This window comes from Bradyrhizobium sp. CSS354 (assembly GCF_029051725.1).
Lineage (GTDB): Bacteria > Pseudomonadota > Alphaproteobacteria > Rhizobiales > Xanthobacteraceae > Bradyrhizobium.
Genome location: NZ_JAACFU010000026.1, coordinates 1 through 21,294, shown reverse-complemented (window position 1 = coordinate 21,294; position 21,294 = coordinate 1). Strand labels below are relative to the sequence as shown.

The window sequence follows — 21,294 nt, the reverse complement described above, 5'->3', positions numbered from 1 at the left end:
TTAGCTGGATTTTGATTTCAGCATCGCGGTTGTCAATGGCACCAAAAGGATACCTCTGTCGCCCAATGTCTTGGTCCAGGCGCCGATGCGCTCGATCGAGACCGGGAGGGCCGAGGCGGTGCCAACGGCAACGCCGCGCTCGCGCGCCGCCGCTTCGAGCTTGGTCAGGGCGCGGTCGATCTCGGCCGGGGTCGGCACCGCGTCGATCGCGATATCGCCCTTGCCGAATGGCATCGCCTGGCTGCCGGCGGCCTGTGGCGCGATGCTGCGCGGCGAGGAGCCGTCGTCGAAGAAGCCGAGGCCGCGCTTGGCCGCCTCGCGGATGATCGGCTGCATCGCGGGCTCCGTTGCGATGAAGCGGGCGCCCATGAAATTGGTGAGGCCGGCATAGCCCTGCATCCGGCTCAGATGCCAGTACAGCCGGTCCATGTTCTGGTCGGCACTCAGCGAGGTCAGCAGCGTCTGCGGTCCCGGATCGTTGTCGGGGAAATCATAGGGCTCCATCGGGATCTGGAGGAAGATCTCGTGGCGTTGGGCGCGGGCGCGCTCGGCGAGTTTTCCTGGATCGGACCCATAAGGTGTGAAGGCCAGCGTCACCGCCGGCGGCAACCGCATAATGGCATCGGTGGTCTTGGCGGCGCCGACGCCGAGGCCGCCGATCAGGATCGCGACCACCGGCATCTTGGCGGCCTTGGCGCGGTCGGCATCCGCCGCATAGACGTTGAACGGCTTCAGATCCCCGGACATCGCGGGGATCATGCCATAGCGCGATTTCTCAAGAAGCTTTGGGTCGATTCCGGCCATGACGGGCGGCGGTGCGGAGGCCGAGGCCGCCTCGCTCTTGCCGGCGGCATCGCCGCCGATCACCACGTCGTGGCGCGTGCCGGTGGAGCCGTCGATCATGGTGACGGTCTTCTGCTCGCCCGCCTGCTTCGGTGCGTCCCTGGTCTCGTGCTTGCTTTCCTGCTTGCTGTCCTGGCCGTGGCCGGCCGCGGCCGGCTTGTCGTCGCCGGCCTTGTCTGCGGCATTGGGCTCGCGGATCGCGAGCCGCGTCATCGGCTCGCCGCCGAGCGGATCCTTGTTGAAGATGGCGAAGCCGGCAAAGGTCACCAGGAACAGGCCGAGCAGGACTGCAAGCAGCTGCATGGCCGTGAACGGCAGCCGCAGCCGGCGTTTCCGGCGCGGCTTGTCCCGTCCGAGCGGGGCGCTCAGATCATCGGCCGTTTCAGTCATGCGCGATCCCGAATCACTCGAGACGACGATACCACGCCGAGGTCAAGCGGCGGCAGGCCGGGATAGGCCGGGGATATCAGGGGTTCCAAGCAAAAAGGGCGGCTCCGGGAGCCGCCCTTTTCGTCAGATCGCGATGCGCCGACTTAGTTCGCCGCCTTGGGCTTGTCGGTCGTGGCCTTGTCGCCGCCCGGGGTGGGCGCCGCCGAGGCGCTGTTCTTGATGCCGTGGAGCAGATCGTCGGCGAGCTTGAGCGCCTTGTCGTCCTTGGCGTCCGGCGGAACGTAGGACTGCGAGCCGGTCTTCTCGTCGCCGTCGTTCTTGAGATGGCCGCGCAGCGAAGCTTCGCCCTTGGTGTCGGTGCGCGACTTCAGCTCGTCGGGCACGTCCTGCAGCACTTCGATGTCGGGCACGATGCCCTTGGCCTGGATCGACTTGCCCGACGGCGTGTAGTAGCGCGCCGTGGTCAGACGCAGCGCGCCGTTGCCGGAGCCGAGCGGAATGATGGTCTGCACCGAGCCCTTGCCGAACGAGCGCGTGCCGACGATGGTCGCGCGCTTGTGGTCCTGCAGCGCGCCGGCGACGATCTCCGACGCCGAAGCCGAGCCGCCGTTGACCAGCACGATGACCGGCTTGCCCTTGGTGAGGTCGCCCGTATGCGCGGTACGGCGCTGGGTCTCCTCGGCATTGCGGCCGCGGGTCGAGACGATCTCGCCCTTCTCCAGGAAAGAGTCGGAGACGGTGACCGCTTCCTCGAGCAGGCCGCCTGGGTTGTTGCGGAGGTCGATGACGTAGCCCTTCAGCTTGTCGCCGATCTGATTCGAGAGGTTGGCGACCTCGCGCTTCAGGCCTTCGGTGGTCTGCTCGTTGAAGGTCGTGATGCGGATATAGGCGATGTCGTCTGCCTCGACGCGAGCGCGCACCGAGCGGACGCGGATGTTGTCGCGCACCAGCGTGACGTCGATCGGATTGTCCTGGCCCTTGCGGATGATCTTGAGCTTGATCTTGGTGTTGACCGGACCGCGCATCTTCTCGACCGCCTGGTTCAGGGTCAGGCCCTGCACAGCTTCGTCGTCGAGATTGGTGATGATGTCGTTCGCCATGACGCCGGCGCGCGAGGCCGGGGTGTCATCGATCGGCGAGACCACCTTGATCAGGCCGTCTTCCATCGTGACTTCGATGCCGAGGCCGCCGAACTCACCGCGGGTCTGCACCTGCATGTCGCGGAAACTCTTGGCGTCCATATAGCTCGAATGCGGATCGAGGCCGGTGAGCATGCCACTGATCGCGGATTCGATCAGCTTGGTGTCGTCGGGCTTCTCGACATAGTCCGAGCGCACGCGCTCGAAGACGTCGCCGAACAAATTGAGCTGGCGATAGGTGTCCGCGGTGGCGGCTCGCGCGCTGGAGCCCATGAAGACTGCGCGCGGTTGGGTCACGAACAGCGTCAGCGCCGCACCGGTGGCCGCGCTGAGGAGGATAACTGAAGTCTTGCGCATCATCCGCGAACCTTCTCGCCTTCATTTGCGGCCCACCATGGGCCTGGATCGATTGGAGTGCCGTCTTTGCGGAACTCGACATAGAGCACAGGTTGACTCGCGTTCGTGGCGAGAATGGAGGCGACTTGAGAAGTCGATCCCATGGTCGCGACAGGCTCCCCCGTGAGCACAAACTGACCGATGTTGACCGAAATGCGCTCCATCCCGGCGATCAGCACATGATACCCGCCCCCGGCATTGAGGATCAAGAGTTGTCCATAGCTGCGGAACGGGCCGGCATAGACAACCCAGCCATCACACGGCGTCGTGACCTGGGAGCCGGGCCTGGTCGCCAGCGAAATGCCCTTCTGGACCCCGCCGAGACCGTCGGAACCGCCGAAATCCCTGATCTTGTTACCGTTAACCGGCAGAGGCAGGAGACCCTTGGCCGCGGCGAAGGCCATCGCAGGGGTGGTCCGGGAGCGATCCTTGAAAGCGCCGGGACCGGTCTTGGCGCTGGCGGCCGCGTTTGCAGCGGCCTTGGCCTCGGCCTGCTTGGCGGCCTCAGCCGCCTTCTCGGCCGCCTTGGCTGCGCTTTGCAGATCCTGCTCCATCTTGGCGATCAGCCCCTGGAGATCGCCGACCTGTCGCGAGAGCGCGACGGCGCGCGCGTTCTCGGCGTCGAGGTCCTTTTCACGCGACGCCTGCTGGCGCTGCCGCTCGTCGACCAGAGCCGCGAGCCGAGTCTGGTCGTTGCGCACCTTGTCGCGGTCGGAGGCGAGCTGGTCGCGCTCGGTCGCGATGGTCTTGCGCAAGGCCACGAGCTCGCCGAGCTCGCCCGCGATCTTCTCGGCGCGGCCGCGCAATTCCGGCACCACCGCACCGAGCAGCATCGCCGTGCGCAGCGATTGCAGGGCATCCTCGGGCCGTACCAGAAGCGCCGGCGGCGTCCGCCTTCCGGCGCGCTGCAAGGCCGCCAGCACCTCGACGATGTCGGCGCGGCGTAAATCGAGCGAGCTGCGCATCGCCTGCTCGCGGCCGTTCAGCGATCGCAGCCGCGCTTCGGCCTCGTCGATCTTGGTCTCGACGCTGCGCACATTGGCAGCGGTGTCGATCAACTGTTGATTGAGCTGGGTGCGGTCCTGGCCGAGCGAGGTGATCTCGGCCTTGAGCTTGGCCTGCGCCTCCTCCGCGCTCTTCTTGCTGGCGCGCGCGGCCTCGAGCTCCTGCTCGCGCTGCTTGATCGCATCGGGCGCGACGGCCGCAGTCTGCGGTGCAGGCGTCTGAGCTTGCGCGAGGCTTGCGCCCAAAATACTTGAGCCCATAACGCCGGCGATCAGCAGCAGGTTGAGGAAGGGCGCTCGCATCGCTTTAGACAAAGGTGCTCGTTGTGGCGCGGATCACGCGCGGTGATAGGGGTGGCCGGCCAGAATGGTGGCGGCCCGATAAAGCTGTTCCAGAAGCATGACGCGGACCATTTGATGCGGCCAGGTCGCAGAGCCGAACGCGATCGCGAGCTTGGCCTTACGGCGCAATTCGGGCGAAAGTCCGTCCGCCCCTCCGATCATGAAGATAGTATGACCGGCACCCTCGTCGCGCCAGCGCCCGAGATGCCGTGCGAATACGGTCGAATCCAGATTCTGGCCGCGCTCGTCCAGCGCCACCAGCACCGATTTTTCGGGAATATGCGCGGAGATCGCCGCGGCCTCTTCGGCCATCCGCGTCGCGGTATCGCGCGCGCGGCTTTCGGGCAATTCGTGGATGGCGAGCTCGCGGAAACCGAGCTTGCGGCCGGCCTCGTCGAACCGCTCGAAATAGCGGTCGGCAAGCTCCCGTTCGGGGCCTTGCTTCAGCCGGCCCACCGCAATGACGGCTATGCGCATGATATATTCAGAGTCGCGTTTTCTGGACCGCGCGCGATCTGCGCGCGCACGACGCTAGCATGCGCGTCAGCCGATTCGAAATCGGCCAGCAGCCTTTAGATCGCCTTCGCCGCCCCTGGGCCCTGCGTGTACAGTCTCTCGAGACTGTAGAACTCGCGGACCTCGGGTCTGAACACGTGCACGATCACATCGCCGGAATCGATCAGCACCCAGTCGCAATTGGGCAAGCCCTCGACGTGGATGTTCTTGATGCCGTTTTCCTTGAGGCCTTTGGCGACGTTCTCCGCGATCGCGCCAACGTGCCGGTTGGCCCGGCCGGTGGTGACGATCATGTAGTCGGAGTAGGCCGATTTGCCGCGAAGGTCGATGGTGACCGTCTCTTCCGCCTTCATGTCGTCGAGGCGGGAGAGGATCAGGCTCAGCGTCTTGTCGGCGTCAGGTTGCGCCTTCAAGGCCGCAGCTTTGGTCGATGTTTTACGCGTAGGCTTGGCAACCTTGGGTAAAACAGACTTCGGTGAAGCCGTCTTGGGTGAGGCTGTCTTGGACAATACAGATGTGGTCAGGGACCATTCCTTTCACTGTATCGCGAACGCCGAATCCGGCGCCCACTGGTTACACTACATCATGTGGGGTTAAGGGTTTCAATATGCCAGAGAGCCCGAAGGCCGCATGGCGTTCGCACAATCTGACTCACTTCGTACCTTTCCAGCTTCCGTCCGGGTTCCGTAAGCCGGTCGACGAGAGATTCAGCTTCATACCGGTCAGGAACACCCAGGCTGGCGCGGCCCGATCCGCAAGCAATGGCGCCTCATTCTCCGGCAAGCGGTAGCGTCTGAGCGCCTGGGCGGCGGGAGAGGCGAGGGCGCGAAAACTCTGTGGCGGGCGGTCGATGACCGCGATCGGCACCTGATCGGCGATGCGCCGCCAGTGCTGCCAACGATGGAATTGAGCGAGATTGTCGGCGCCCATGATCCAGACAAAGCGCAAGCCCGAGAGGCGGCGGCGCAAGGTGTTGATCGTGTCGATGGTATAGCGCGTGCGAATGACGGATTCGAGACAGCTCACCTCGATCCTGGGATCGTCGGCCACGTCGCGCGCCGCCTGCATGCGCTCGCCGAGCTCGTGCAGCGCGCCGTTCTCCTTCAGCGGATTGCCTGGCGTCACCAGCCACCACACCCGATCGAGCTGGAGGCGTTTCAGCGCGAACTGGCTGATCGCGCGATGGGCCTGGTGCGGCGGATTGAACGAGCCGCCGAGCAGGCCGATGCGCATGCCTGAAGTGTGGCTTGGTATGGCCTGCGCGAAGAAACGTGGCGCGACGAAATTGTTGCTCAATGCCCCGCGCCCTGCGTCGTCTACGGCCGCGTCTGCCCGGTGCCGTGAACGCGATATTTGAAGCTCGTCAGCTGCTCGGCGCCAACCGGGCCGCGGGCATGGAATCTGCCGGTGGCGATACCGATCTCGGCGCCGAAGCCGAACTCGCCGCCGTCGGCGAACTGCGTCGAGGCGTTGTGCAGCACGATCGCGGAATCGACCTCGCTCAGGAATTTCTTCGCAGCGCTCTCATCGGCGCTCACGATCGCATCGGTATGGTGCGAGCCGTGATTCTGGATATGCGCGATCGCGCCGTCGACGCCGTCCACCACCTTCGCCGCGATGACCGCATCGAGATATTCGGTGTCCCAATCGTCCGCGCTGGCAGGTCTGACGCGCGGATCGGTCTTTTGCACGGCGTCGTCGCCGCGCACTTCGCAGCCGGCCTCGATCAGCATCTCGATCAGCGGCTTCAGGTTTTTACCGGCAGCGGCCCGATCGACCAGCAGCGTCTCGGCGGCGCCGCAGACGCCGGTGCGGCGCATCTTGGCGTTGAGCACGATCGACTTCGCCATGGCGAGGTCGGCGCTGCCGTCGATATAGACATGATTGACGCCTTCAAGATGTGCGAACACCGGCACGCGCGCTTCCTGCTCGACGCGCGCAACGAGGCTCTTGCCTCCGCGCGGCACGATCACGTCGACGGCGCCGTTCAATCCCGACAGCATCTGGCCTACCGCCGCGCGGTCGCGCGTCGGCACCAGCGTGATCGCGGCCTCGGGGAGACCCGCTTCGCGCAGGCCCTGCACCAGGCAGTCATGGATCGCGCGGCAGGAGCGGAAACTGTCGGAGCCGCCGCGCAGGATCACGGCATTGCCCGACCTCAGGCACAAAACGCCGGCGTCCGCCGCAACGTTCGGCCGGCTCTCGAAGATCACGCCGACGACGCCGAGCGGCACGCGCACGCGCTCGATGGTCATGCCGTTCGGCCGTTGCCAGCTCTCGGTGACGATGCCGACCGGATCGGCAATGCCGCGCACGATGCCGATGCCCTCGGCCATGCCCTCGACCCGCGCCGGCGTGAGCGTCAGACGGTCGATGAAGGAGGAGGTGGCGTTGCCGGAGGCGCGGGCATCAGCGACGTCCTCGGCATTGGCGGCAAGGATCGCAGCTGCATTGTTGCGGATCGCCCGCTCCATGGCCTCGAGCGCCCGGTTCTTCTGCTCCGGCGGCGCCAGCGCCAGCACGCGCGCGGCAGCGCGGGCACGGGTACCGAGATCGGTCATCAGCGCCTGAAGATCGGCATTGCCGTCGACGGCTTTGAGGGGGGCGGCCATGGGAGTTTCAACCTTCTGCTAAGGCGGTGTCCTAGCACGGAAATCCCGCTTTTGCGAAGGGTCGGGAGGGTATGGCAGGGGTTCACTTGCTGGTTCGGCTGGGCCAATGACCCATCTACGGCGTCATGGCCGGGCTTGTCCCGGCCATCCACGGATTGCCACGCGGTCCAAACAACGTGATGCCCGGGCCTTCGCCTCGCCGAAGCGGCTTCGGCCGCGCAGGCGGGACAAGCCCGGGCATGACGGTTTGGGCGGCTGCCGGGCGCTACCCGCCCACCACGAGATCATCCCGGTGGATCATCTCCGAGCGGCCGCTGATGCCGAGGATGGCCATGACGTCCGGGGAGGAGCGGCCCTTGATCCGCTCGGCATCGTCGGCGTCATAGGCGATCAGGCCGCGGCCGACCTCGCTGCTGTCGGGGCCGCGCACGATCACGGCATCGCCGCGGGCGAACTGGCCCTCGACCTTGGTCACGCCGGCCGGCAACAGGCTGGCGCCGGCGCGCAGCGCCGTGACGGCGCCGGCGTCGATCGTCAACGTGCCCTTCGGCTCCAGCGAGCCCGCAATCCAGCGTTTTCGCGACGTGATGGGATTGGCGGGCGTCAGGAACCAGGTGCAGCGGCCGCCGTCGGCGATCGCCTGCAAGGGATGCTCGATCTTGCCGGAGGCGATCAGCATATGCGTGCCGCCGGTGGTCGCGATTTTTGCGGCTTCGACCTTGGTGCGCATGCCGCCGCGGGAGAGTTCGGACTCGGCGTCGCCTGCGACGGCCTCGATTTCCGAGGAGATGCTGTCGACGACCGGAATGAGCTTGGCGTTCGGGTTGTTCTTCGGCGGGGCGTCGTAAAGTCCGTCGATGTCGGACAGCAGCACCAGCAGGTCGGCGCTCGCCATGGTGGCGACGCGCGCGGCGAGGCGGTCATTGTCGCCGTAGCGGATCTCGTTGGTCGCGACCGTGTCGTTCTCGTTGATCACGGGGATCGCGCGCCACTCCAGCAGCTTGCCGATGGTGGAGCGCGCGTTGAGATAGCGGCGGCGCTCCTCGGTGTCCTGCAGCGTCACCAGGATCTGGCCGGCGCCGATGCCGTGGGCGCCAAGGACCTCCGACCAGATCCGCGCCAGCGCGATCTGACCGACGGCGGCGGCCGCCTGGCTCTCCTCCAGCTTCAGCGGGCCGCGCGGCAATTTCAGGCGGCTGCGGCCGAGCGCGATCGAGCCGGAAGAGACGACGAGAACGTCCCGCCCCTCGCGATGCAGCTTAGCCATGTCGTCGGCGAGCGCGGCAAGCCAGGACGCGCGCACCTCGCCCTTGTCGGAATCGACCAGCAGCGCGGAGCCGACCTTGACGACGATGCGGCGGAATTGACTGAGTTCGGGGCTGGCCATCTGTGTATGTGGTGTGTGTATGTGCTGGAGAGCGGCGCCGGTAAGGCCTGCTTTTGCAGCAGGACGATGGCCGGCGCAAGGCGGCAGGCCCGGTAAACGGCGCTTGTCCGGAACGCTCGTCTGGCTCTAACTGTCGCCAACCATAATAGACTCAACGAGGAAACCAATGGATCGCCGCAACTTCATCGCCGGATGCCTCGGGTTGCCGCTGTTGGCGCAAGCGGGCGCGGCGCAAGCTCAGGTCGGGCTGACAAAAATGATCTTCCCGTTCGCGGCCGGAGCGGGCGGCGACACGTTGTGCCGGCTGATCGCGCAGGAGATGGCGCCGGCGCTGCAGCGGACCATCGTGGTCGAGAACCGCACCGGTGGTGACGGTCTGATCGGCATCAAGGCGGTGAAGGGGGGCAGCCCCGACGGCAGCATGGTGCTGGTGACGACCGGGCCGACGATGTACCTGCTGCCGATGGTGGAGACGACCCCGAGCTTCGATACCGCAAAGGATTTCGTGCCGGTGTCGCTGCTGGCGCGGTTTGAGTTCGCCGTCGTGATCAATCCGACGATCGACGCCGCGGATTTCAAGGGATTTGTTGCCTGGCTGAAAGCGCATCCGGACAAGGCGTCGTTCGGCGTGCCGAGCAACGGCACCATCCCGCATTTCATGGGCTCCAAGCTCGAGAAAGACCTCGGCACTCCCATGACGCGCGTGCCCTATCGGGGCAGCGCGCCCATCCTCAACGACATCATCGGCGGTCACATCTCCTTCGGCATCGTCACGTTGGCCGATGCGCTGCCGCAGCATCGCGCCAAGGGCGTGAAGATCATCGCGGTCGCAAGCGCCGAACGTTCGCCGTTCGCACCGGAAGTCTCGACCTTGAAGGAGAGCGGCATCGATCTCGTCGCGGACGCCTGGTACGGCATGTGGCTTCCCGCCGGCAGCCCGCCGGAATTCGCAAGCAAGCTCGGCGCGGCCGCAAGCGCCGCGCTCGCCAAGCCCGAGGTGAAGGAAAAACTCACCGCGATCGGGCTCATTCCGGTGGGCAGCAGTGCGGATGGCTTGACGAAGGAGCTCGCCGCCAACACCGCGTTCTGGCAGCCGATCGTGAAGGCGACGGGATACAAGATCGAGAATTAGTTTCTGTTTCCGCTCCGCTCTCCGCCGTCATGGCCGGGCTTGTCCCGGCCATCCACGTGCACCGCCACTTGACGCAAGACGTGGATGCCCGGGTCAAGCCCGGGCATGACGAGCTGAGACAGCCTCGTTCCGCTCACCTACATCTTCGCGCGCTGCGCGATGCCGTCCTTGATCGACGCCAGCTCTGCTTCATCCCAGATGCCGATCAGGATGCCGCCCTTCACCTGGAGCTGGTTGTCGGCGTAGGCGGCGATCTTCTCGCGCGGTGTCGTGATGTGGTCGTTGGGATGCAGCGCCCAGTCGAACAATTCCGCCTGCAATCGCGCGATGATGCCGGCGCACTCAGGATCGTCGCCGCGATCCAGAAACTCTTCCGGATCGGTTTCGAGGTCATACAGCATCGGACGGAAGCCGGAGGCGTGGATGTATTTCCAGCGGCCGTCGAACACCATGAACAGGCGGCAGCGCTCGATCGGCTGGTTCAGCTTCAGCCGCACGTCCTGCATGACATAGTCGTATTCGGAGAACGCCACCTTGCGCCAATCCGGCGGGCTCTCGCCGCGCAGCAGCGGCAGCAACGAGCGCCCTTCGAGGATGTGGCCCGGCACCTTGCCGCCGAAATAGTCGACGAAGGTCGGCGCGAGATCGATGGCTTCGACCAGCGCATCGTTGCACGTGCCGCGCGTCGCATCCGCCTCCTTCGAGGGATCAATGACAATCAACGGAATCTTCGCCGACTGCTCGTGGAACAGGTCCTTCTCGCCCATCCAGTGATCGCCGAGATAATCGCCGTGATCGGAGGTGAACACGATCATGGTGGTGTCCGAGAGGCCGCGCTCCTCCAGGAACTTCATCAGCACGCCCATCTGGTCGTCGATCTGGGTGATCAGGCCCATATAGGTCGGGATCACCTTCTCGCGGGCATCGTCGCGCGCCATGTTGCGGGAGTAGCGCATGTCCATATAGGCACCGAACACCGGATGCGGATTCTGCCGCTCGCGCTCGGAGCGGATCACCGGGATCATGTCTGATGTCGAATACATGCTGGCGTAGGGTTCGGGCGCGATGTAGGGCCAGTGCGGCTTGATGTAGGACAGATGCAGGCACCATGGCCTGCCGTCGGTCTCGGCCTCGCTGATGAAGTCCATGGCGCGTCGCGTCATGTAGGGCGTCTCGGAATGCTCGTCCGGCACGCGCGCGGCCTTGTCGGCATGCACGAGCAGCCAGCCGTTCTGGAGCGAGCCGTCCTCGGCCGCGCCGGAATTGGCCCAATGCTCCCAGGGGTTGGGCGCATCAAAACCCTGCTGGCGCAGATATTCGTCGTATTTCGGACGCGGCCGTCCCGTTGGATGCAGGCCGTCGTCGCGCTCATAGGGCTCGAACCCGCATTCGGCGACGTGTACGCCGATCATCGATTCCGGCGGGATGCCGAGCGCCTTCATGCCTTCGAGATCGGGCGCCATGTGGGTCTTGCCGACCAGCACGTTGCGCACGCCGAGCTTCTTGAGGTGATCGCCGAGGGTGGGCTCGCCGACGCGCAACGGCCAGCCGTTCCAGTGCGAGCCGTGCGAGCGCATGTAGCGCCCGGTGTAGAACGACATCCGCGACGGGCCGCAGATTGGCGACTGCACATAGGCCTTGCTGAACAGCACGCCGCGCTTCGCCATGGCGTCGATGTTCGGCGTCTTAAGCCGGGGATGGCCGGTGCAGCCGAGATAGTCATAGCGAAGCTGGTCGCACATGATCCAGAGAACGTTCTTCGCGCGCGCCATGAATCATCCCTGCCGTATCTTGATTGCCGATGCTGCGCTATCGAAGGCGCGAAGACAAGAAGGGGGTGATGCGCCTTCTCGCAACTTCACATTCCAACGTCGTCCCGGCGAAGGCCGGGACCCATACCGCGTGATTTATCAATCGTGGTCGGCGGGAGTACCGAGCCACGAGTCTTCGCCAAAACTCTGCCTGTGGCTATGGGTCCCGGCATTCGCCGGGACGACGGCGAGAGATCAAACCGACCAAGGCTCCGCTTCCGCCGCGCTCTTTGCCTTGGCGGAGACCGGGCTCTCGCCGATCACATCCGCCAATGCGCGCAACGCTTCCTGCACGCCGTCGCCGGTGGCGGCGGAGAGCAGCAGCGGCGTCTTCTTGGCGGCGCGCTTCAGCCGCTCCTTCTGCTTCTTCAACTCGTCCGGTTCGACCGCGTCGATCTTGTTCAGCGCGACGATCTCGATCTTGTCGGTGAGCTGTCCGGCATAGGCGTCCAGCTCGGTTCGCACCGTCTTGTAGGCCTTGCCGGCGTGCTCGCAGGTCGCATCGATGAGATGCAGCAGCACGCGGCAGCGCTCGACATGGGCAAGGAAGCGGTCGCCGAGACCGACGCCTTCATGCGCGCCTTCGATCAGGCCGGGGATGTCGGCCAGCACGAATTCGCGGCCGTCGGCATTCACGACGCCGAGCTGCGGATGCAGCGTGGTGAAGGGATAGTCGGCGATCTTCGGCTTGGCCGCGCTGACCTTGGCGAGAAAGGTCGACTTGCCGGCATTGGGCAGGCCGACGAGGCCGGCATCCGCGATCAGCTTCAGCCGCAGCCAGATCCAGCGCTCCTCGCCGGGCTGGCCGGGATTGGCATTGCGCGGGGCGCGGTTGGTCGAGGTCTTGAAATGGGCGTTGCCGAAGCCGCCATTGCCACCTTCGGCCAGCACGAACTTTTCGCCGACCGTGGTGAAGTCGTGGATCATGGTCTCGCGATCTTCATCGAAGATCTGCGTGCCCAGGGGGACCTTCAGCACGATCGACTTGCCATTGGCACCATGGCGGTCCGAGCCCGAGCCGTTCTCGCCCTTCTGGGCCTTGAAGTGCTGCTGGTAGCGATAGTCGATCAGCGTGTTCAGGCCGTCTGCGACCTCGATGATGACATTGCCGCCGCGGCCGCCATTGCCGCCGGAGGGGCCGCCGAATTCAATGAATTTTTCGCGGCGGAACGCCACGCAGCCGTTTCCGCCGTCGCCGGAGCGGATATAGACCTTTGCTTCGTCAAGGAATTTCATGGGCCATAGGTAGGCCAGCCGGTCCCGCGCGGCAACCCGGATAGACCCGCAAATCGGCTGAATTTCCGCGATTTTGGGGCGTGCTTAACCCCGGCACAACGTTAGTTGGGCCGGCGCCGGATCAGGAATTTCTGCGTGCCCTCCAGCACCAGCTCCTTGCGCTGGTTGAACACGGTGCTTTTGAGCGTCACCGCGCCGGTCGAGCGTCCCGGCACCAGCTCGATGACCTCGAGCGCGGGATAGATTGTGTCATCGGCGAACACAGGTTTGAGGAACCGGCTGGATTGCTCGAGGAAGCCGACCAGGGAGTCCTCGACCATGAACGGAAACAGGCCCGCGCCGGGTGCGGTGTGGATCAGCGTCTGGAATCCGTGGGCGAGCAGATGCGGCATGCCGCGGCTGCGGCAATACTCCACATCGTAATGCACCGGATGGGTGTCGCCGCTCGCGGTCTGGAACGCCGCGAACACGGCCGTCGTCTGCGTGCGGCTCGGCAGCACGAAGCGCTCGCCGACCACGAAATCCTCAAACCAGCGTTGCGCGGGGATCATGCGATGCCGGGCCGGGTCGAAGTCGGTCATGGCGAGGCTCTTTCCTGGCTCTTTCGTTCGGGTGACGCCTATCGCTACCGCGACGCGAAGACTGCGGCAATCCGTTCAATTCGGCTGGCGCGGGCTTGTCGCGGGCGCTCACGTCATTAAAACGACCCCAAGCGACTCCGGTCGCCATCCCGACGCTCTCTCCGCTCGTCATTGCGAGCGAAGCGAAGCGATCCAGACTGTCTCCATGGAAACAGTCTGGATTGCTTCGCCGCAAGAGCTCCTCGCAATGACGCGTTTCCACGAACGACAGCAATGCCTCTCTTCAAGAATCTCTCGGCCTATGACGAACGCTCGGCGCGGCTCGCCGGGATTGCGCTCATGGTGCTGTCGATCTTCATGTTCTCGTTCGGCGATGCCATGGGCAAGTTCCTGGTCGGGACTTATTCGGTGGGGCAGCTGCTGTTCCTGCGCGCCTGCGCCGCACTGCTGCTGCTGTCGCCGCTGGTCTGGCGGCAGCGTCACCAGTTCCTGCATCTGGAGCGGCCGGGCCTCCAGCTCTTTCGCGTCGTGTTGTCGACGCTGGAAGTGGCGGCCTTCTTCCTTGCGACGGTCTACCTGCCGCTCGCCGACGTCATCACCTACTATCTCGCCGGGCCCATTTTCGTCACCGCGATGTCGGCGATCTTTCTCGGCGAGAAGGTCGGCTGGCGGCGCTGGACGGCGATCCTGATCGGCTTCTGCGGCGTGCTGATCGCGCTACGGCCGTCGGCACAGACCGTGAGCCTGCCGGCGCTGATCGCGCTTGGCGGGAGTCTTTCCTTCGCAACGCTGATGCTGATCACGCGCAGCCTGCGCAAGACGCCCGATATCGTGATGGCGTCGTCGCAATTCGTCGGCACGTTCCTGCTGGGCGCGGTGCTGTCGGCGTTCCACTGGGTGCCGCCGACATCAGGCAGCCTCGTGATCTTCGCGCTGGCGGGATGCGTCTCGGTCACGGCGCTGTTCTGCGTCAACCGCTCGCTCAAGCTGGCACCGGCCAGCGTCGTCGTGCCCTATCAATATTCGATGATCGTCTGGGCGGTGATCTTCGGCTTCGTCGTGTTCGGCGACGTGCCCGAAATCGCCACCATCGTCGGCGCCGCCATCATCATCGGCGCCGGGTTCTATATTTACTTGCGTGAACGCGATCTCGGGCGGGGGGACGCGGATGTGAATCCGCCCGCGTAACCACAACTACGGTGTCGTCCCGGCGAAGGCCGGGACCCATACCCACAGGGTGCAGTTTGGCGAAGACTCGGGTGGGAGCCTTCGCCCCACACTCCTCCCTGGGGTTATGGGTCCCGGCCTTCGCCGGGACGACAGTGTGAATGTAGCGCCGCCCCCGCCCTACCTCACCCGCCTCGCACTGCTCCAGCTCTTCAGCGACGCCCACACGCCGCGTGACAGGCGGAAGCAGTCGACCGGCGTGGACGAGCCCAGCGCCAGGAAACGATGCAGTTGGACGCCGCTCCACTGGAAGCCGCACTTCTCCAGCACGTTGCGCGAGGCCGGGTTGGTGACGCGCGCACCTGCATAGAGATGATCGTCGTCGAACTCCTCGAAGAAGAAGTCGATCGCGCCGCGCGCGGCCTCGGTGGCAAAGCCCCGGCCCCAATGCTCGACGCCGAGCCAATAGCCGAGCTCGGCATTGTCGGGCGTGGAGCAGTCGATGCCGACCATGCCGACGGGCCCGCTGTCATGCTCGATCAGGAACACCGTCTCGCTGCCGGGCGCGGCGGTGGCGCGGATGAAGGCGACGGCGTCGTCCTGCGAATAGGGATGCGGGAGGCGCCTTGTGTTTTCGGCGACACGACGGTCATTGGCGAGGAGGGCGATGGTCCTGACGTCGGCGAGGGTCGGCCGCCGCAAGGTCAGCCGCTCGGTGGCGACGACGCTCGGTCTCGCCTCCCGCAAGGTCACGCTCGAGAAATCCTGCAACATGTCCGGCTCCGTCGAAGTCACTAAGTGAAAAGTGAGCACGCAAACGAAAGGGGAGGCCGGTTTCCCGCCTCCCCTGGAGCCTTCGATCTCTAGGATCTCAAGGACTCCGCCGGTTCGGTCTGGGACCCGGCGGACTCCAAATTTGATCCACCGTCTATTCAGCCGCCTCTGCGAGCGGGAGCACCGAGATGAAGGTGCGGCCGTTTGCTTTGGCCTGGAACGTTACGCGGCCCTCGACCTTGGCGAACAAGGTGTGGTCCGTGCCCATGCCGACATTAAGGCCGGGATGCCAGGTGGTGCCGCGCTGACGCGCAATGATGTTGCCGGGAATCACGACTTCCCCGCCGAACGCCTTGATACCGAGGCGCTTGCCTTTGGAATCGCGACCGTTGCGCGATGAACCGCCTGCTTTTTTGTGAGCCATGGCTCGTCTCCGAAATTCTACGTATTTCTAGATCAATTCCTTGACGGAATCATTTCACAATTTCTCACGCATCACTTCGTGATGGCGCGTGATCAAATTATGCGGCGGCCTCTTCGGTCGTGGTCTCTGGCTTGACGACCTTCTCCCGCTTCGGACGCGGCCCCTTGGTGGGCTTGGCGCCGTCCGTCAGGATCTCCGAGATGCGCAGCACGGTGATCTCGTCGCGATAGCCGCGCTTGCGGCGCGAGTTCTTGCGGCGGCGCTTCTTGAAAGCGATGACCTTGGGACCGCGCTTGTGGTCGAGCACCTCGACCGCAACGGACGCGCCTGCGACCGTGGGCAGACCCAGGATCGGCGTGTCGCCGCCGACCAGGAGAACTTCATTGAGTTGCACGATCGAGCCGACTTCGCCTTCGATCTTGCCTACTTCCAGGACATCATCCGGAACGACGCGGTACTGCCGGCCGCCGGTTTTGATGACTGCGAACATCGTTGTTTTCCTTCGTGTTCATTCCCGGCCTCGCGACATATTGTCGGGGCCGGCTTTTTGTCAGTCGTTATGGGTTTATGCGAGTTTTGTGCGGGCGGGAGTTATCCCTTTGAAAACCCACGCAAAAACAAGCGGCGCGAGAAACGCCCCGCGCCGGTTGCGGGATTTATAGCCGCTGATCCCGCGGAGTCAAGGAAAAGCCGGCGAAAACGGCCCGGATTTGAAGCATTTGAGCCCGATCCGGCCCCGCGGGCGAATTTCGGACCGCGCCGCAACCAACAGGTTCCCCCGCCGTTGTCCCGGCGAATTAGGTCACACGGGCAAGGGGCTTACCATGGCTACAGACGAGCTGGTCAAGACGACGACGGGCATCGCCCATCACGGCGCGGAGCGGTTGCCGTCGGTGGATATCGACAGCTTCAACATCGAGATGAAGGACGAGGACGGCTTCATCGGCGACCGCGCCAGCAAAGGCGCGTTCAGGGAGATCCTCGAGCGCTGGCGCAAGCCGCTGCGCAAGTCCGGCGAGGACCCGTTCGGCAAGGAGCCGTCGGACGAGATCAGCAAGAAGACGCTGGATGCCATCCTGGTCGGCGACGACACCGAGGCCTGGGCGGTGGTGCATAGCGCCATCGAGGACTTCGCCCAGGAGCTCGCCTATGTCACGCGGCGTTTCCTCAAGTCGAAGGCCTGGGCCAAGACCGAGCGCATCGTGGTCGGCGGCGGCTTTCGCGATTCAAGACTCGGCGAGCTCGCGATCGCGCGCACCGAGATCATCCTCATGGCCGAGGGTTTCAAGATGGACATGGTGCCGATCCGCCATCATCCCGATGAGGCCGGCCTGATCGGCGCGCTGCATCTGGCGCCGTCATGGATCTTCGAAGCCCATGACAGCATTCTCGCCGTCGACATCGGCGGCACCAACATCCGCTGCGGCCTGGTGGAGACCAGCTGGAAAAAGGCAAAAGACCTGTCGAAAGCCAAGGTCGTGAAGTCCGAGCTGTGGCGTCATGCCGACGACGAGCCGACGCGCGAAGGCGCGGTGAAGCGGCTCACCAAGATGCTGAAAGGGCTGATCACCGAGGCGGAGAAGGAAGGCTTCAAGCTGGCGCCGTTCATCGGCATCGCCTGCCCCGGCGTGATCAACGCGGACGGCTCGATCGAGAAAGGCGCGCAGAACCTGCCGGGCAATTGGGAGAGCAGCAAGTTCAACCTGCCGGCGAGCCTGCTCGAGGGCATTCCGCAGATCGGCGAGCACGACACCGCGATCCTGATGCACAATGACGGCGTGGTTCAGGGCCTCTCCGAGGTGCCGTTCATGCAGGACGTCGACCGCTGGGGCGTGCTCACCATCGGCACCGGGCTCGGCAATGCCCGCTTCACCAACCGCCGCAAGGACAACGGCAAAGACAAAGACGGGGATTCCACGGGCAACGGGAAGAAAAAAGCCAAGAGCGACTGAGGCGTTTTCGAGCGAAGTGAACACCGGTTCGCGTGAAGAAAACGCGTCAAAAAAAGGAATCTGGAGCCGTTTCCGATCCCATCGGAACGGAAACGGCTCCAGAGTAACCTTGACTGGTTAGGTTAAGGACCGGATTGCGTTGCGGTGCACGGGCCGCACGCTACGGTCGGAACCGTCGCCTCACCTGGCCGGCGAAGCCGCCCTTCCCAGCCAGTATTTCAATGAGCGGCACGGGACCGCCAGTGTTTACCGCGTCTGGCGGTCCCACCCCGCCTTTTCAGGCACCAGTGATTCGAGCCTCGATGCTACCGGCTCGACCTCGCGCCGGGTCATTAGCGAACGGTCCAGACCAAATTCCGCGCAAACCGCCGCCGAAATCCGCGGTCGTCCCCATCACCACCGCGACATCACGGGGCCCAGCCGCAAAACCGGCCCGATTTTCGTCCTCCCAGCCTTGTCTGGCCCGCCATCCTCGCCTATTAACGCCCGAACCACAGGGGCCCTGCTCCTTACTTGGCGCCTTCAGGAGAGGTGGCAGAGTGGTCGAATGCACCGCACTCGAAATGCGGCATAGGTGCAAGCCTATCGGGGGTTCGAATCCCTCCCTCTCCGCCACGGACCCTCCGAAACCGCTGAAACTCCCGCTTAACCTACAAAATAAGGCTTTCCGAAAAAGTCCGGTGGTACACGCAGGTGGTCACCGTGAGCCGTTTTCGCATGATCGAGCCGTGGGTAAATCCGCGTTCAGAGTTCTTCTGGTTTCGCCGCCGCGTACCCGCGAAGTACCGCGGTTTCGGCATGCCGGCCGAGATCAAATTTTCCCTCAAGACCAAGGATCGGGACGAGGCCCTCCTGCTGTGCAACGAGCACAATCTGAGGCTCGAGCGGGAATGGCGCTCCACTGTCGTCGGCAGGCCCGCTGACGAACTCTCGCATCGGCAGATCGTGGCGCTGGCCGGAGCGTTTTACTCGGAGACCGTCGGGACGCACGCGGATCAGCCGGGCGCACTCCTCCAGTGGCGGCAGGAGCTGGCGAAAATCGGCCGAAGCAAGGGCTTCCGCGGTGCGCTCGCGCGATCCGCCTACTGGGGCGAGGCGCGGGCATTCCTGCAGAGGAAAAGCATCCATCTCGTCGGGGAGCGTCTGGAGAATTTCATCCGTGCGTATGTTGAGGCGAAGGAACGCGCCTCGCAAACATTGGCGGGTGCCGCGATTGGTCAGTACGCCACGGTGGACCAGCCTCCCTATTATTATCCGAAGCTCGAACTGCCCAATCCGCCGCAGCAGTTCGAGACGCTCTGGGCGGAGTTCTGCGAGGCCCGAAAGATCTCGCCGGCAACCCGCAAGAAGTGGCGCCCCTATTTCGAGGAGATCATCCGGAGAGTCGGCACCGAAGACATGAGCCGCGTCACCGAGCTACATCTGCTCGAATGGCGCGACGCGCTGCTCAAGAGGGTGCCTTCTGCAATTACCGTCCGGGACGGATATATCGCAGCCGCCAAGAGCTTTTTTGGCTGGTCGAAGCGCATGCGAAAAATTCCGACCAACCCCGCCGTCGAGGTGCATGTTGACATCGGCGGGAAGCACGGGCGCGACATGCGCGGCTTCACCGATCGGGAAGCGGCAATCATTCTGTCGGCGGCCCTCGCGCCGATGGGCGAACTCATGACGGCGGAGAATGCGGCCGCACGGAAATGGGTGCCGTGGCTCTGTGCGTACACGGGCGCCCGCGTAAACGAGCTCACGCAGCTCCGCAGATCGGACGTCAAGACGATCGAGGGCGTGCCCTGCATCCTCATCACGCCCGAGGCCGGCACGGTCAAAACGGTCAAGGAACGCACCGTCCCGCTACACCCGCATCTGATCGAGATGGGCTTTCTCGAATGGGCGCGGCGCCTGAAGGGAAAGGCGCCGCTGTTCTATTCGCTCGCACGGCAACGCAATCCCGACCGGAAGACGCGGACCAGCGCGTCCGTCGGCAACAAGTTGGCCGAATGGGTCAGAAGTCTTGGCATCAAGGACAAGAACGTGGCTCCGAATCACGGCTGGCGGCATAGATTCAAGACGGCCGGGCGCAAGGCGAAGATGGATCCGGAGGTCCGCGACGCGATCCAGGGACACAAGCCGCGAACCGAAGGCGAGGAGTACGGCGAGTTTCCGCCGGGGGTGATGTTGCGCGAGATCAAGAAGCTGCCGCGCTACCGGGTCACGGCGGGCGAGCGCAGCGATCGACGCCGCGGCGGCCAGAGGCGGGTGGACCTAGCTGCCTCGACGCGAGAAACAACCTGACCCCAATGGGTGCAGATTGAGGAAGGCGTGGTTCGTGTCCCCGCCGTCTACTTCGCGATCGGTTCGCCCCAGAACTTGCAGTGATATCTGTACTGATCGTGCTTGAGGTCCAAGAGCCCCTGCGAGATGACGCGGTGTTCCTCGGCCGATTGCAGCACCTGCATCCTGACCGCGTATCCGGGGTTCTGCTTCTCGTGGACCTGCCGGACCGGTTCGCAAACGGCGTTGCCGTTCGTGCCGCCGTCCAACCAGTCGGAGGCGTAGTCGGGCAATCGGAGGGTCGGCGGAGCCGGTGAGGCGCAAAGCCCGACGGTCTCGCAGGCCCCGTGCGCCTGTTCTCCGAACCTTTGCATCGCGACGAACAGCCCGACGAACGCAAGCAGGATGGCAGTCAAAACGCTCAGCGCCAGGATGACGCGCCTCGCCCATTGGGGGGAATCCTTCGGCGGCTGGACGATCGTGTCACTCATAACGGCACCTCATCGAACTGGACAACGCCCACCCGGGGAGCGCTGTTCCGGCCCATCGCCCCTCCCAAGGATTCGTGGGCTGGGGGCCGATATGGCCGGGCTGGGCCCGAGAGGCGGACCGGCGGGCTCGTTTCCTAGGACTCGAATATCGGGGGTCGGGTGCCAGACCGAGGCCGAGCGCGGACCGGTCCCACAAGGATCCGGTTTTCAGCCTCTCAAGGATTCAAATCCCCGGCCCATTCTGTGGGAGGGCCGCGAGGGCCGTGGGGAACCGGAGCCCTCCGGCCGGCCCCGGATCCGGCGCCCACCGGTTTGCACGTCGTGAGTGCGCCGCCGCTCTCCCCGGGTGGAGCCCCGGATACGCTCGATGTGCGCGGTCGGGCGGTTTCTGGACCGATGGATCTGCGGATTTTGTAACCAGATCGTGAACGGATTGAGCGGCTTGGTAACCGAACCGTGAGCGGATTTAGCGGCGGTTTGCACAGGTGAGGGTGACCTGCGCGGGCGCGGAAGCGGTCGCCGCGGCGCGGGTCGGGCGTTGCCGGCCGAGGTCCACGCCGTGCTCCAGTCACCGCCCTCGTACCTTCTGCGGCCACGGTGCGGCGACGAACGGGTACATCGGAGTGAACCCCACGTGCCCCGAAACGCATCCGAGTGCGCCCGGGCGCCGTGAATACACTTGCGTTTTCAAGGATGGCGAACCTTGCGCCTTGCCGAAGAAAAGGCTCAAGCCGCGCGAATTCCAGGGGATTCCGGGCACTTTCCGGGAACGAAGCGGGATCGCGGCGATGGCGCGGCGATGGAGGCGCCGGCATCCCCCGTCCCCGGC

19 protein-coding genes and 1 tRNA gene are annotated in these 21,294 nt (G+C 64.7%); 5 read left to right on the top strand and 15 right to left on the bottom strand.

Features of this window, described 5'->3' with window-relative positions:
* The 8 genes from GWG67_RS34970 to proB form a co-directional block, all read right to left on the bottom strand.
* Entirely contained in the window at nucleotides 1-1,233 is a 1,233-nt protein-coding gene (locus GWG67_RS34970; protein ID WP_275174174.1) for a divergent polysaccharide deacetylase family protein, read from the bottom strand.
* 143 nt (nucleotides 1,234-1,376) lie between these two features.
* Entirely contained in the window at nucleotides 1,377-2,732 is a 1,356-nt protein-coding gene (locus GWG67_RS34965) for a S41 family peptidase (protein WP_018459850.1), read from the bottom strand.
* Complete coding sequence (locus GWG67_RS34960; RefSeq protein ID WP_275174226.1) at nucleotides 2,729-4,075, bottom strand: murein hydrolase activator EnvC; 1,347 nt, start codon at nucleotides 4,073-4,075, stop codon at nucleotides 2,729-2,731. Before GWG67_RS34960 ends, GWG67_RS34965 begins: the two co-directional genes overlap by 4 nt.
* Before the next feature lie 33 nt (nucleotides 4,076-4,108).
* Nucleotides 4,109-4,591, bottom strand: a complete 483-nt coding sequence (gene rlmH / locus GWG67_RS34955; RefSeq protein WP_007598905.1) for a 23S rRNA (pseudouridine(1915)-N(3))-methyltransferase RlmH — start codon at nucleotides 4,589-4,591, stop codon at nucleotides 4,109-4,111.
* A gap of 95 nt (nucleotides 4,592-4,686) precedes the next feature.
* Entirely contained in the window at nucleotides 4,687-5,043 is a 357-nt protein-coding gene (gene rsfS, locus GWG67_RS34950) for a ribosome silencing factor (RefSeq protein ID WP_007604366.1), read from the bottom strand.
* A gap of 238 nt (nucleotides 5,044-5,281) precedes the next feature.
* On the bottom strand, nucleotides 5,282-5,926 hold the full coding sequence (locus GWG67_RS34945) for a nicotinate-nucleotide adenylyltransferase (protein ID WP_275174172.1): 645 nt from the start codon (nucleotides 5,924-5,926) through the stop codon (nucleotides 5,282-5,284).
* Between the two features lie 20 nt (nucleotides 5,927-5,946).
* Nucleotides 5,947-7,242, bottom strand: coding sequence for a glutamate-5-semialdehyde dehydrogenase (locus GWG67_RS34940; RefSeq protein ID WP_275174171.1), 1,296 nt, complete (start codon nucleotides 7,240-7,242; stop codon nucleotides 5,947-5,949).
* 265 nt (nucleotides 7,243-7,507) lie between these two features.
* On the bottom strand, nucleotides 7,508-8,629 hold the full coding sequence (gene proB / locus GWG67_RS34935; RefSeq protein ID WP_275174170.1) for a glutamate 5-kinase: 1,122 nt from the start codon (nucleotides 8,627-8,629) through the stop codon (nucleotides 7,508-7,510).
* 166 nt (nucleotides 8,630-8,795) lie between these two features.
* On the opposite strand from proB, the gene GWG67_RS34930 reads away from it, so the two are divergent.
* Nucleotides 8,796-9,761: a Bug family tripartite tricarboxylate transporter substrate binding protein gene (locus tag GWG67_RS34930; RefSeq protein ID WP_275174168.1), complete on the top strand. Its 966-nt coding sequence runs from the start codon at nucleotides 8,796-8,798 to the stop codon at nucleotides 9,759-9,761.
* A 137-nt stretch (nucleotides 9,762-9,898) separates the two neighbouring features.
* Here GWG67_RS34930 and GWG67_RS34925 read toward each other — a convergent pair whose 3' ends face one another.
* The 3 genes from GWG67_RS34925 to GWG67_RS34915 all read right to left on the bottom strand — a co-directional run bounded on the left by GWG67_RS34925 (nucleotide 9,899) and on the right by GWG67_RS34915 (nucleotide 13,389).
* On the bottom strand, nucleotides 9,899-11,533 hold the full coding sequence (locus GWG67_RS34925; protein ID WP_275174166.1) for an alkaline phosphatase family protein: 1,635 nt from the start codon (nucleotides 11,531-11,533) through the stop codon (nucleotides 9,899-9,901).
* 234 nt (nucleotides 11,534-11,767) lie between these two features.
* On the bottom strand, nucleotides 11,768-12,808 hold the full coding sequence (obgE, locus tag GWG67_RS34920; protein WP_027515026.1) for a GTPase ObgE: 1,041 nt from the start codon (nucleotides 12,806-12,808) through the stop codon (nucleotides 11,768-11,770).
* Nucleotides 12,809-12,909: 101 nt separating this feature from the next.
* Nucleotides 12,910-13,389 carry a MaoC family dehydratase gene (locus GWG67_RS34915; protein WP_275174164.1) on the bottom strand — a complete coding sequence of 160 codons (480 nt, stop codon included), beginning with the start codon at nucleotides 13,387-13,389 and terminating at the stop codon, nucleotides 12,910-12,912.
* 273 nt (nucleotides 13,390-13,662) lie between these two features.
* Here GWG67_RS34915 and GWG67_RS34910 point away from each other — a divergent pair, with 273 nt between their 5' ends.
* Nucleotides 13,663-14,577, top strand: a complete 915-nt coding sequence (locus GWG67_RS34910) for a DMT family transporter (protein ID WP_275174163.1) — start codon at nucleotides 13,663-13,665, stop codon at nucleotides 14,575-14,577.
* Between the two features lie 159 nt (nucleotides 14,578-14,736).
* Here the strand turns inward: GWG67_RS34910 and GWG67_RS34905 are convergent, their stop codons facing one another.
* The 3 genes from GWG67_RS34905 to rplU form a co-directional block, all read right to left on the bottom strand.
* Nucleotides 14,737-15,330 carry a GNAT family N-acetyltransferase gene (locus tag GWG67_RS34905; protein WP_275174161.1) on the bottom strand — a complete coding sequence of 198 codons (594 nt, stop codon included), beginning with the start codon at nucleotides 15,328-15,330 and terminating at the stop codon, nucleotides 14,737-14,739.
* Nucleotides 15,331-15,484: 154 nt separating this feature from the next.
* On the bottom strand, nucleotides 15,485-15,754 hold the full coding sequence (rpmA, locus tag GWG67_RS34900; RefSeq protein WP_007598923.1) for a 50S ribosomal protein L27: 270 nt from the start codon (nucleotides 15,752-15,754) through the stop codon (nucleotides 15,485-15,487).
* A gap of 97 nt (nucleotides 15,755-15,851) precedes the next feature.
* Nucleotides 15,852-16,244 carry a 50S ribosomal protein L21 gene (gene rplU / locus GWG67_RS34895; protein WP_027566432.1) on the bottom strand — a complete coding sequence of 131 codons (393 nt, stop codon included), beginning with the start codon at nucleotides 16,242-16,244 and terminating at the stop codon, nucleotides 15,852-15,854.
* A 334-nt stretch (nucleotides 16,245-16,578) separates the two neighbouring features.
* On the opposite strand from rplU, the gene GWG67_RS34890 reads away from it, so the two are divergent.
* The 3 genes from GWG67_RS34890 to GWG67_RS34880 all read left to right on the top strand — a co-directional run bounded on the left by GWG67_RS34890 (nucleotide 16,579) and on the right by GWG67_RS34880 (nucleotide 19,995).
* Nucleotides 16,579-17,706: an ROK family protein gene (locus tag GWG67_RS34890; protein WP_275174160.1), complete on the top strand. Its 1,128-nt coding sequence runs from the start codon at nucleotides 16,579-16,581 to the stop codon at nucleotides 17,704-17,706.
* A 525-nt stretch (nucleotides 17,707-18,231) separates the two neighbouring features.
* Nucleotides 18,232-18,321 (top strand) — tRNA-Ser (locus GWG67_RS34885).
* Nucleotides 18,322-18,423: 102 nt separating this feature from the next.
* Complete coding sequence (locus GWG67_RS34880) at nucleotides 18,424-19,995, top strand: site-specific integrase (protein WP_342761075.1); 1,572 nt, start codon at nucleotides 18,424-18,426, stop codon at nucleotides 19,993-19,995.
* A 47-nt stretch (nucleotides 19,996-20,042) separates the two neighbouring features.
* Here GWG67_RS34880 and GWG67_RS34875 read toward each other — a convergent pair whose 3' ends face one another.
* The gene (locus GWG67_RS34875; protein WP_275174157.1) at nucleotides 20,043-20,465 is read right to left on the bottom strand and encodes a hypothetical protein; all 423 of its coding nucleotides are present in this window, start codon (nucleotides 20,463-20,465) and stop codon (nucleotides 20,043-20,045) included.
* Nucleotides 20,466-21,294: the final 829 nt, after the last annotated feature.